We start from the raw sequence: 11,259 nt of genomic DNA, 5'->3' as shown, positions 1-11,259 counted from the left end.
CAAACCGATTTATACGACCAATGCGGCAGAGGCGGTACACCGCCAGTTTCGGAAGCTGGCCAAAACCCAAGGCGCATTCCCCAATGAAACCGGCTTGTTGAAGCTTTTATATGGCGGTATCGGTAAGGCTTCGGGGAAATGGACGATGCCGATTGCAAACCGGGGGCAGACGCTCCCGCAGTTGGCGGTTGGCAGAGGCGGTACACCGCCAGTTTCGGAAGCTGGCCAAAACCCAAGGCGCATTCCCCAATGAAACCGGCTTGTTGAAGCTTTTATATGGCGGTATCGGTAAGGCTTCGGGGAAATGGACGATGCCGATTGCAAACCGGGGGCAGACGCTCCCGCAGTTGGCGGTTTGTTTTGACAGCCGGCCGGCATTATCCGGTTGCAGAATTCAAGCTGACACAGGATTTTGAACGGCCTCTTCCGTGCTGCGTAAAGAAACAAAGATTTTTCCGGCAGCAATGCCGTTTTCCTTACCGCGCCGGATAACGGCATCAAATCCGCTACCCACCCAATCATTGGTTTCTTTAACTGCAAGCACTTCGAAGTTATCGTCGATAAATTGTGCTTGTGTAGAAGCCATACGCTTATCCAATTCTTCTCTAGTTGTTTTATTTGCTAGATTATTTAGATTTGCTTATACTGCATCAGACAATACCGCATTAATATATGTATTTTGTAATGCATTCATTCAATTATCCTCATTTTGTATCAACAACTGAAAAATTATATTTTTTCTGTAACTCCATATATTGAGAACCGTCACAGAATGTATTTGTAAAAACCAAAGGATAACCACTCCTTAATCTAACTATATCTGCTACCCAACCGCGGGAAACAGAATATGAAATTGATAAGAAATAGGTTTTTTCTAATACTGCATCTTTATATGTATAACGGATAGACCAAGTGGGTATCCATGTATGTTGCATCCTTATACGTTCTGTACGATACGCAATTAATTTTTTATCTTTAAGCTCAGCCTCATCAACCAATAACTTAAATTCCGCTTTTCTGCACAATGCATCAAACTGCATCTTGCCGACAATCTCGTCGCCGAACAAAACCAAAAACAACACCGCCAACCCGAGTAGATATCACAGAAACCTTTTCGGCGAACTTAAAATCCCGCTCCATTTGTCCCATGCCGCAAATACCTATCCCGAGATAAAACCAATGCTACCGAAGATAGAAAAAATCAATACGATGGCAATCAAAGCAATCATGAGCTTTCCTTATTATTTCTCTGCGTTCTTTTCCTATAAAATGATACGCCCATCAGAAATCCGGGTATCACACCGAATACTAAAAATATAGCGAAATATACCAAGGCTTCCATATGGTTATTCCTGTTTTAAAGAAGATATAATTCTCATTTGTAATAAAGCAGTAAGCTATTTAAGCCCGCGGTTAACCGGGGCGGCCGGCCGGGATAAAGTGCCATTTTGTGCCGGCCGGTTGCGAAAACGGAGGATGAAGGCTTTAATCGAGTCAGGCAATATCGTAGAAGCCGCAGAAGAAATGGAAATCTAAGCAGGTAGCCGGACGACGTTCCGATTCGGGACCGGAAAGGCGGTGCCTCCGACCGGGTACTATGGCTTTGAACATGGACGGTAGCGGAGGTAAATGATAGTTGTTCGACGGGCAGCCAATACTTGGTTGGATTTGATGAAAAGAGCGTTGTCAATGTGTTTAGCCATCATGATTTAGGCTTGTTGGTGGAAGAAGCTGCCCATGGAAAACTCCTCTAAATTCTTTATTCTTTCATGGTAAATTTAGAGGAGTTTTAGGGGGTTTTTTGCAACGGTCTCAGGCCGTCTGAAACGCCAAACGGCATTCTTCACGAATGGCGTTTGTTTTATTTAGAAGATAAATCACCGGTAAGGGTTTTCCAAACCTTCCATCAGGGTTTTCAGATAATCGCGCAACTGCGCTTCTCCACATCCCATCAACAGCGCGTCTTCAAAGGCATCTTGTGCCATTTGGTACAGCTCGCTCATGTTTTCGTTCATCACTTTCACTTTTTCAGTACATGACACAATCTTACCGTCGTCGCTGTACCATTTCGGCATTTCAGGCATACTCATACTGCTGCATTTCCTTGTTTAATTTAAAAAGCGTGTCGGATCGTTTTTCTTCACACGACGGCCGAAGGCGTATTTAGAATTCCAGTATTTATTGCTCAAGCTGGTAATTTCGATGTTTTTGCCCGTCCGCGGTGCATGGATAAAGCGGTTATTGCCGATGTAGAGACCGACGTGGGAAATGCGCCCGCGTCCCATCGTTCGGAAAAACACCATATCGCCCGGCTGCAGTTCGCTGCGGTTGACGTGTGCACCCATTTTGGCTTGCTCGGCAGAGGTGCGAGGCAGGTTCAAGCCTATGGTGCGGCGGAAGATATGTTGCATAAAGCCACTGCAGTCAAAGCCGGTGCGCGCTGAAGTGCCGCCGTAGCGGTAAGCCACACCGAGCAAACCCATGGCGCTTTTAATTAATTCGTCGGCACTGCCTTCCAATTGTTCGACCGCAGGCGGATTGACGTGGATGGACATAAGCTGGGTTTGGGCATTGTGGTTGGTATCTTGATTAAATTGATTGAGAATCTGCTGCCGGTTGCTCAGCATGTTTTCCAAATCGTCGGCATGCGCTATGCCTATACCGGAAAACAGCATACAGGCCGAAGCCAATACCGCCGTCAGTTTTACGAAACGGTTCATTCCTTACTTCCACGTGTTCAGACGGCCTTAAGCATTGGCGCTCTACCTGCAAAATATCGAATCACGGCAAAAAACACGGCAAGCTTGAAGGCTTGCGCTGATTTGCGGTACGGCACCGGCATTTTTCAGGTCAAACGTTTGCGGCCAACAAGCCCTATATACTGTCTGTTTTATTATGTTATGCTGTATCTTAAATGTTATCTTTTTGATTGTATTAAAAAATCGGAATCTTGGCAAAAAAGTAACAGTTATATTGCGTTAACATTTTGTTTTTAAACAATTTTTATAAATTTGAAAAATGATGATGATTCCCACCTTGCTGGCAATGCGCGACCTTTCCCGAATGCGCGAGATTATTACCATTCTGACCAAACACGGTTTGGACAGCTTTGTACAGCGCATCAAGCTGGCGCATCAGAGCGACCGAAAAAAAGCCGACCCCGACAGCCATTATTTGAGCACACCGCGCCGTTTCCGCATGGCATTTGAAGAACTCGGCCCAACATTTATCAAGCTCGGCCAAGTGTTGTCCACCCGCGTGGATATTTTCGGCGCAGAATGGATTGAAGAATTCGAGCGTCTGCAAAGCAATGTTGCGCCAATTCCGGTCAACAATATCCACAAGCTGATTGAATCGCAGCTTGGGAGGCCGGTGCGGGAGATTTTCAAATCCATCCGGCCTCATCCTATCGGCAGCGCATCAATCGCCCAAGTACATCAAGCCGTGTTGCTTAACGGCGAAACCGTAGCGGTGAAAATCAAACGCCCCGACATCGACCCCGTGATTCAGGCCGATTTGCGCATTCTCAACCACATCGCCAGTCTGATTGAATCGGAAATCCCCGAAATGCGCCGATACCAGCCGGTGCAGATGGTGCAGTATTTCGCACGTAGCTTGGCCAAAGAAACAGATTTGTCGGTCGAATTGCGCTATATGCAGCGTTTCGGCAAAACTTTCGAGCACCACGAATCGGTTCATGTGCCGAAAGTTTATCCTGAATTGTCCAACCGCCTGATCCTGGTTCAGGAACATATCAGTGATACGTTACTGAAAAACATCGATACCGGCACACTCGAACCGGAAGTCCGTAGCCGCTTGGCTGCGCAAATCACCGACATCTTGTTCATCATGATTCTGCAACAAGGTTTCTTCCACGCCGACCCGCATCCGGGCAATATTTTCATCAATACAGACGGCCGCATTACCTTTATTGATTTCGGCTTGGTCGGGCACTTAAGTAGCACGCGCCGCCGCGAAATCATTGATTTGATCAACGCGCTCGCCCATAAAGACCAGTTCACCATGCAATATGTGCTGAGCAACTGGGCGCAAGGCGATTTACCCGATGAAAACCTGCTCGGTGCCGATGTCTTGGAAATGCTGCTCAACTACGAACACACCCCTGTGCGCGATTTGCGCATCAGCCAAGTCATCAATGATATCACCCAAATCATGCGCCGCCACGGCCTGACCCTTCCGGGTGACTTAGTGATGCTGTTCAAAACGCTGATTACGCTTGAAGGCGTGGTTAAGCGGCTCGACGGACAAATCGAGCTGCTTGAACGCGCCAAACCCATCGTCTTTGCCGCCTTTAAAGAACGCACATCGCCCGAACATATCCTGCGCAAAAGCAAAATGCACATGCAAACCCTGTTGCAGGCCGCCGACGAACTGCCACAAAACCTATTCCGTCTCAGCCGCCGCCTGCAAAAAGGACAAATGGGCGTCACCCTCGATTTCAAACGCTTCGACCAGCTCAGCCACCAAATCGACCGCGCCACCAACCGCCTGACTATGGGCATCGTCACCGCCGCGCTGATTATCGGCTCGTCCATCGTCATGAGCATAGAAACCGGCCCGAAATTCATCGGATTTCTCGGCTACCTGTTCGCGTTTGCCAACAGCCTGTGGATCATGTGGTCGATTTGGCGTTCCGGACGGCATTAACCCCGCTTTGCCATCATCAAAAAAGCCGTCTGAACGTGTTTGCTTTCAGACGGCCTTGATTTATCCGCACGCGCAACCATATAGCGGGTAATTCATTATTCAAAATTCAAACAGAGAAAATCATGACACACAATCTTGCCGCCCTCCATCCTGACAATACCCGCACGCGCTTTATTTTCGACGATATGCCGGTGCGCGGTTTGCACGTCCGCTTGGGAAAGGTTTGGCAACACATCGTGAAACAAAAACACTACCCTGCCGCCATCAGACGCGCTTTGGGCGAATTATTGGCCGCCGGGGTGTTATTGTCAAGCAATCTGAAAATCGACGGCACGCTGATTGTGCAGGTACAAGGTCAAGGCCGTCTGAAAATGTTGGTGGTGGAAGCCACTTCTGAGCAAACCGTACGTGCAACCGCCCGCTGGGATGAACATGCCGGCATCGCCGATGATGAAAGCCTGACCGGTTTGTTGGGTGAAAACAGCGTATTCGTGTTGACCTTGCAACCGAAAGATGCTGAGCCGTGGCAAGGTATTGTACCTTTGGAAGGCGGCGATATTGCGCAAATGTTGATGAATTATATGAAACGTTCCGAGCAGCTTGACACGCATATCGTTTTGGCCGCTTCAGACACCAGCGTCGGCGGCTTACTGTTACAACGCTTGCCGGAAGAAGAGATCGATACGGCAGCTTGGGAACATGCGAGCACGCTGGCACAAACGATTACTGTCGCAGAGCTGACCGGTTTGGACGCGCAACATGTGTTATACCGTTTGTTCCACGAAACCCCGCCACGCGTTTTCGAGCCGGAAAACATCGAATTCGCTTGCACCTGCTCGCGCGGTAAAGTCAGCGATATGCTGCTGATGCTGGGCGGTGAAGAAGTCAGCAGTGTGGTCACAGAGCAAGGCAGCATTGCGGTTGATTGCGATTTCTGTCATGAAAAATATGTGTTTGACGAAACTGATGTGAATGCTTTGTTTGGAATAAATGTGTCGGCCTTGCGTCAGGAAACTCAACGGATTCAATAAAGGTTAAGAAATCAAACAGGGCGTGTCCGCATTTTGTCTGCGCCGCAGATTTTCGAGCGGAAAAAGATGATACTCAAAGAGAACGGTTTTTTACACACTACGCCGGTAAAAACAGCGTAGCGGCAATGTTTGGACACCTTTGCACTCATTTCCAACGCAGCAGACGGTCTTTATGCCGGAAAGTACCGCATGATGAAATGAGGACACGCCCTAATAATTATTTGCTGTTCAAAGAATCACGGATTTCACGCAACAGCAATACTTCTTCAGATGGCTCAGCCGGTGCTTCTTCGGCGGGCGCTTCTGCTTTTTTCATTGAATTCAGCAATTTCACCACGCAGAAAATAGCAGCGGCAATAATGAGGAAACTGATCAAGGTGTTGATGAACAAACCAATGTTTAGGGTTACCGCGCCTGCTGCTTTTGCAGCTTCCAAAGTCGCGTAACCTGCTTCGCCTGTGGGCGGTACGCCGTCTTTCAAGGTGATGAACAGGTTAGAGAAATCCACACCGCCGATCAAAATACCGATAGGCGGCATGATTACGTCGTCAACCAATGATTTGACAATGCCGCTGAACGCAGTGCCGACAACCATACCGACTGCCAAATCCACCACGTTACCACGCATGATAAATTCTTTAAATTCTGATGCAATAGACATATTTAAACTCCTGAAACTGTGTTAAGAAATTTAGATTATAAATCGAAGGTAGGGATAATAACGCTTTAGTTGTTAATATTTTTTGATAAAAGTTAAATTTTGCATTTTCTCTACAAATAACAGGGTTGACATGCCACTCATATGAAATAAAGGCCGTCTGAAATGATGGTGTTACTTTTTCACCACTTTCAGACGGCCTGTTTTATTTTATTCCCCAACACTCAAAGCATTGATGCTGTAGCCACCGTCGACATACGTGATTTCGCCGGTGATGCCTGAAGCCAAGTCCGACAACAAAAATGCTGCGGCATTGCCGACTTCTTCGATGGTCACGTTGCGGCCTAGCGGATTTTGCGATGCCACATGACTCAACAATTTGTTGAAATCGGCAATACCGGAAGCGGCCAAGGTTTTGATTGGCCCTGCAGAAATGCCGTTGCAGCGGATACCTTCGCGGCCGACGGCTGAAGCGGTAAAGCGGATGGCCGCCTCCAAGCTGGCTTTGGCCAAGCCCATCACGTTGTAGTTCGGAATCGCACGCACGGCACCCAAGTAGCTCAATGCCACGATGGCGGAACGGCGGCCTTTCATCATCGGGCGGGCAGCTTTGGCCAAAGCAGGCAGGCTGTACGCAGAGGTTTCGTGCGCAGTATTGAATGCTTCACGGTTGATGCTGTCGAGAAAGTCGCCGTTTAAGGCTTCTTTCGGTGCAAAGGCAATGGCGTGTACCAAGCCGTCCAAGCCGTCCCAGCTTTTGCCCAAATCGGCGAATATTTGTTCCACTTCGGCATCGTTATTGACATCGCAACGGAATACCAAATCAGAACCCAATTCGGCAGCCATTTTGCGCACGCGTTCTTCCAATTTGTCAACAACATAAGTAAACGCCAATTCCGCACCTTGGTCGCGGCAGGCTTTAGCGATGCCGTAAGCAATAGAACGCTCGGAAATCATACCGGTAATCAGAATTTTTTTACCTTGCAAAAAACCCATTTTTTATCCTTTAAAGTGGTGTTGCACTGACAGCCTCCCTAAACCACACAACCGCGCTGCGGCTTGGCCGTTGCCATGGAAAGCGAAGATGTTGTTAAACCGAGCATTATAGCAAAAAGCCGTTGTTTTGGAACAAAAACAAACCGCCTTTCAAATGGCCTTTTGCGCCAGCGTTTTCATATTGGCAGCCAACGGCGAACACAAGGTAAAAATCGGCAGCTGCAACCAGGTCTGTAAACGAACTGGACGCGCCAAGCCCACCACAGGTAAAGCCGACCGATACGGCTGCTGATCAATACATTTGGGATGTATTCACCAGTTTACCCATCAAGATTTCAGACAGCTTATCGGTAAAAATCAGGCCGTCTGAAAAAGATGGGATGACACGGCAAAACTTTTGGTTTGCGCTCAAAATAATGTCTTGCCGCTATTTTGAATGAATTTCAGCACTGGAACGAATCACCAGTCCACCTACCTTGAGGCAGTCTGAAAATATTGTGCCGCCCCAATATATCAGACGGCCTGAACCCTTTGTACAAGCCCCATCTGCCGAAACCACAGGCCGAGCCGTTGCCGGACGACATCGACGGCGACGTGCCTTTTTGATTGGAGTTGAAAAATGAACCTAACCCGAGAAGCCCCGAAACGCTTACGCGACAGTTTGGTACTGGCAGATTCGTATACCAAGGCAGGTATCGGTTTTATTGCCGTTCCCTACTTTACCGAAATCGCCGCCATTCATGAATAAAAAGGAAAGATCCATGAAGCCCAAGCTATCAAAAAACGTAAACATTGAAGTAGAAATCGACATTCAAAATACCTACGTCGGTATATTGGCACATTTCTTCGCACCACACTTCTCAAACATCCGGCCTATTCGTAATATGTCATATGTCTGCACACTCTGGACGCTATCGCTTTTAACCACACTCAAATCTGTTTTTTCTACAAAGGTTAATCAAACATTCACAAAGCTTGGGTATCCCTGCCCGTTGCCGTTTTAGCGTAAACCGACACGCCCGGCCTGCCACGGTTACACTGCCCTGAAAACGCGCTATACTGAGTATTAGACGGATTACTTTATTTTAACGCCCGAACAGGGGGAAGATTATGCCCGAACAAAACCGAATTCTTTGCCGCGAGCTGAGCCTGCTCGCTTTCAACCGCCGCGTCTTGGCACAAGCGCAAGACCCAAGCGTGCCGCTGTTGGAACGTTTGCGTTTTTTATGTATCGTATCGTCGAATTTGGACGAGTTTTTCGAAGTGCGCGTCGCGTCGCTGAAACGTGACCAAAAAATCCGTCCGCATATTGTGCTTGACAACGGCAAAACGCCGTCTGAAACCCTTGAGGGTGTTTCTGCTCAAACGCATGCCCTGATTGAGGAACAATACGCGCTCTTTAATGAAGTGCTGCAACCGGAATTGGCCAAACAAGGCATTCACTTTTACCGCCGCCACACATGGACGCCCGGACAGCAAAAATGGATTAACGAATATTTCGATAACGAGCTGATGCCGATTCTGACACCCATCGGCCTCGACCCGTCTCATCCGTTCCCCCGCGTGTTGAACAAATCACTCAATTTCGCAGTGGAATTGGAAGGGACGGATGCCTTTGGCCGCCCTTCCAGTATGGCGATTGTACAAGCGCCACGGATTCTGCCGCGTGTGGTAAAAATGCCATCTGAAATCTGTGACGGCAACGAAGGATTCGTGTTTTTGTCGTCCATTTTGCACGCACATGTACACAAGCTGTTTTTAGGCATGGAAGTCAAAGGCTGTCACCAATTCCGCCTGACGCGTGACAGCGATTTGACAGTCGATGACGATGATTTGGAAAACCTGCGCACCGCTATTCAGAGTGAATTGCGCGACCGCGAATACGGCGACGGCGTGCGTTTGGAAGTAGCCGATACCTGTCCGCAGCACATCTGCCACTTCCTGCTCGACCAATTTAAATTGGAACCTTCGGAGATGTATCAAGTAGAAGGACCGGTGAATCTGGTGCGACTGAATGCCGTGCCTGATTTGGTTGACCGCCCCGATTTAAAATTTACGCCGCCACCTACCACAGGCCGTCTGAAAAAACTGAGCAAAACCGGTTCTGTTTTGGACTTAGCCAGGCAAGGCCCGATATTATTGCACCATCCTTACCAGTCGTTTGATCCGGTGGTTCAAATGATTCGAGAAGCGGCCAGCGACCCGGATGTGTTGGCCGTCAAAATGACGATTTACCGCACCGGCAGCCATTCCGAATTGGTCAAAGCCCTGATGCGCGCGGCTTTGGCAGGCAAACAAGTGACCGTAGTAGTCGAATTGATGGCGCGTTTCGATGAAGCCAACAATGTAAGCTGGGCACAGCAACTGGAAAACGTCGGCGCACACGTGGTGTACGGTGTATTCGGTTACAAAGTTCACGCCAAAATGGCTTTGGTTATCCGCCGTGAAGAAGGCCGTCTGAAAAGCTACACCCACTTGGGTACAGGCAACTACCACCAAGGCACATCGCGCATCTACACCGATTTCGGTTTAATCACTGATGATACGGCCATCACCGCCGATGTAAATACCTTATTCATGGAAATCACCGGCTTAGGCAAGCCTGTGCGACTGAACAAACTGTACCAAAGCCCGTTTACGCTGCATCCGATGATAATCAACCGCATTCGGCAGGAAACAGAAAACGCCCGAGCAGGCAAACCGGCCAAAATCATCGCCAAAATGAATTCCTTGATTGAACCGACAGTCATCGAGGCCTTATATGCAGCCAGCACTGCAGGCGTGCAAACCGACCTGATTGTGCGCGGCATGTGTACCCTGCGTCCGGGCGTAAAAGGCTTGTCAGACAATATCCGCGTCCGTTCCATCATCGGCCGCCAGCTCGAACACTCACGCATTTTCTATTTCTACAACAGCGGCGAAGAAAATACCTATATTTCCAGCGCCGACTGGATGGGACGCAACTTCTTCCGCCGTATTGAAGTCGCCACGCCGATTCTCCATCCAGCACTCAAAGCACGCGTGATTCACGAAGGTTTGACGCTGGCATTGGAAGACAACACCAAAGCATGGGAAATGCAGCCTGACGGCTCATATATCCGTGTTCAAGCCGAAAAAGGCGAACCATTGGTCAGCCTGCAAGACGATTTGTGGGCAATGTACAGCCGCTAATCTTCCGATTAATGACAAGACCGTCTAAACATGATCTCATTGCAAACAGAATGTTTTCAAACGGCCTTATTTATGGCAATTCCAACGTTGTTTACACTCTTCGTTTTTTTACCTGGAAATCCATTTTAAGATTATTGCGGATCATTCAGAAATGCCGAAAATAGAACGAATCCGTACGATTCTTGATAATACTCAAAAATCCTAAAGTAATCATTACGGCAAAACAAAAGCTGTTTCGCATAAAAAATGTAAATAACCTGGCCTTTTCCTATCGCTTATTCACTTAAAAATGAACACACAGGGCAGATCGGATACCTCGTATCCGAGATTTCCCCGAAAGGCAAACTTTGCTTTGAATTTAAACGGTTTTTTCCCTTTTAAACAAATGTCGGATTCAAGAATCCGACCTATCCCATATCGTCATGATTCATTTAATCAGCCATAGTAAAATCACCCCAAAACCGAGCCTTCTTAAATTCCCATAACATACCCCACCCAATGCCGCCAAAAAGTCTTCAATGACATCGACAACAGTGAAAAATGATAAGCCGTTATAGAGCGGTATCAAGATCAGCAAAGAGACTGTTTCCGGATGGTACGGAAACCCCGAACCTAAAGGTGATACAGCACGCCAGCCCACCAAGATCAATGACGAAGCACGACGCCAAAATGTCGGACAATATCCCGATGATTACCAATGCAAACAGCCTGAGCCCTTTGCAAAACCCTAATCAA

Annotated in this window: 11 protein-coding genes and 1 pseudogene; 6 read left to right on the top strand and 6 right to left on the bottom strand. The window is 48.1% G+C overall.

Features of this window, described 5'->3' with window-relative positions:
• A pseudogene (locus tag C7N83_RS10880) lies at positions 1–253 on the top strand (hypothetical protein); the annotation flags it as partial.
• Between the two features lie 141 nt (positions 254–394).
• On the opposite strand, the gene C7N83_RS10870 reads toward C7N83_RS10880, so the two are convergent.
• From C7N83_RS10870 to C7N83_RS10855, 4 genes are all read right to left on the bottom strand, one after another.
• Positions 395–586 (bottom strand): hypothetical protein, encoded by a 192-nt coding sequence (locus C7N83_RS10870; RefSeq protein ID WP_106742628.1) that lies wholly within the window; start codon positions 584–586, stop codon positions 395–397.
• A 118-nt stretch (positions 587–704) separates the two neighbouring features.
• On the bottom strand, positions 705–1,040 hold the full coding sequence (locus C7N83_RS10865; RefSeq protein WP_146135144.1) for a hypothetical protein: 336 nt from the start codon (positions 1,038–1,040) through the stop codon (positions 705–707).
• Between the two features lie 837 nt (positions 1,041–1,877).
• On the bottom strand, positions 1,878–2,090 hold the full coding sequence (locus C7N83_RS10860) for a hypothetical protein (RefSeq protein ID WP_106742626.1): 213 nt from the start codon (positions 2,088–2,090) through the stop codon (positions 1,878–1,880).
• Positions 2,091–2,108: 18 nt separating this feature from the next.
• Entirely contained in the window at positions 2,109–2,720 is a 612-nt protein-coding gene (locus tag C7N83_RS10855; protein WP_106742624.1) for a C40 family peptidase, read from the bottom strand.
• A 301-nt stretch (positions 2,721–3,021) separates the two neighbouring features.
• Between C7N83_RS10855 and C7N83_RS10850 the strand changes: the two genes are divergently transcribed.
• Together C7N83_RS10850 and hslO are read left to right on the top strand one after the other, a co-directional pair.
• On the top strand, positions 3,022–4,668 hold the full coding sequence (locus C7N83_RS10850; protein ID WP_106742630.1) for an ABC1 kinase family protein: 1,647 nt from the start codon (positions 3,022–3,024) through the stop codon (positions 4,666–4,668).
• A gap of 122 nt (positions 4,669–4,790) precedes the next feature.
• Positions 4,791–5,699: an Hsp33 family molecular chaperone HslO gene (hslO, locus tag C7N83_RS10845; protein ID WP_106742623.1), complete on the top strand. Its 909-nt coding sequence runs from the start codon at positions 4,791–4,793 to the stop codon at positions 5,697–5,699.
• A 217-nt stretch (positions 5,700–5,916) separates the two neighbouring features.
• Here the strand turns inward: hslO and mscL are convergent, their stop codons facing one another.
• Entirely contained in the window at positions 5,917–6,360 is a 444-nt protein-coding gene (gene mscL / locus C7N83_RS10840) for a large conductance mechanosensitive channel protein MscL (RefSeq protein ID WP_106742621.1), read from the bottom strand.
• A gap of 207 nt (positions 6,361–6,567) precedes the next feature.
• The gene (gene fabI / locus C7N83_RS10835) at positions 6,568–7,353 is read right to left on the bottom strand and encodes an enoyl-ACP reductase FabI (RefSeq protein WP_106742620.1); all 786 of its coding nucleotides are present in this window, start codon (positions 7,351–7,353) and stop codon (positions 6,568–6,570) included.
• A gap of 75 nt (positions 7,354–7,428) precedes the next feature.
• On the opposite strand from fabI, the gene C7N83_RS14915 reads away from it, so the two are divergent.
• From C7N83_RS14915 to ppk1, 3 genes are all read left to right on the top strand, one after another.
• Entirely contained in the window at positions 7,429–7,590 is a 162-nt protein-coding gene (locus C7N83_RS14915) for a hypothetical protein (protein ID WP_170064898.1), read from the top strand.
• A 382-nt stretch (positions 7,591–7,972) separates the two neighbouring features.
• Complete coding sequence (locus tag C7N83_RS16650) at positions 7,973–8,101, top strand: DUF1382 family protein (protein ID WP_281256771.1); 129 nt, start codon at positions 7,973–7,975, stop codon at positions 8,099–8,101.
• A gap of 362 nt (positions 8,102–8,463) precedes the next feature.
• Positions 8,464–10,524, top strand: a complete 2,061-nt coding sequence (ppk1, locus tag C7N83_RS10825; RefSeq protein ID WP_106742617.1) for a polyphosphate kinase 1 — start codon at positions 8,464–8,466, stop codon at positions 10,522–10,524.
• Positions 10,525–11,259: the final 735 nt, after the last annotated feature.

This window comes from Neisseria iguanae, from assembly GCF_003013245.1.
Classification (GTDB): domain Bacteria; phylum Pseudomonadota; class Gammaproteobacteria; order Burkholderiales; family Neisseriaceae; genus Neisseria; species Neisseria iguanae.
Note: the sequence above shows the minus strand (reverse complement) of the source record. Positions and strands in the feature narration are given on the sequence as shown.

Excerpts from the sequence above, each read along its gene's own strand:
- hslO (WP_106742623.1), top strand. The coding sequence starts at position 4,791 with ATGACACACAATCTTGCCGCCCTCCATCCTGACAATACCCGCACGCGC.
- C7N83_RS10865 (WP_146135144.1), bottom strand. The coding sequence starts at position 1,040 with ATGCAGTTTGATGCATTGTGCAGAAAAGCGGAATTTAAGTTATTGGTT.
- C7N83_RS10855 (WP_106742624.1), bottom strand. The coding sequence starts at position 2,720 with ATGAACCGTTTCGTAAAACTGACGGCGGTATTGGCTTCGGCCTGTATG.
- mscL (WP_106742621.1), bottom strand. The coding sequence starts at position 6,360 with ATGTCTATTGCATCAGAATTTAAAGAATTTATCATGCGTGGTAACGTG.
- C7N83_RS10870 (WP_106742628.1), bottom strand. The coding sequence starts at position 586 with ATGGCTTCTACACAAGCACAATTTATCGACGATAACTTCGAAGTGCTT.
- C7N83_RS10850 (WP_106742630.1), top strand. The coding sequence starts at position 3,022 with ATGATGATTCCCACCTTGCTGGCAATGCGCGACCTTTCCCGAATGCGC.
- ppk1 (WP_106742617.1), top strand. The coding sequence starts at position 8,464 with ATGCCCGAACAAAACCGAATTCTTTGCCGCGAGCTGAGCCTGCTCGCT.
- C7N83_RS10860 (WP_106742626.1), bottom strand. The coding sequence starts at position 2,090 with ATGAGTATGCCTGAAATGCCGAAATGGTACAGCGACGACGGTAAGATT.
- fabI (WP_106742620.1), bottom strand. The coding sequence starts at position 7,353 with ATGGGTTTTTTGCAAGGTAAAAAAATTCTGATTACCGGTATGATTTCC.
- C7N83_RS14915 (WP_170064898.1), top strand. The coding sequence starts at position 7,429 with ATGGAAAGCGAAGATGTTGTTAAACCGAGCATTATAGCAAAAAGCCGT.
- C7N83_RS16650 (WP_281256771.1), top strand. The coding sequence starts at position 7,973 with ATGAACCTAACCCGAGAAGCCCCGAAACGCTTACGCGACAGTTTGGTA.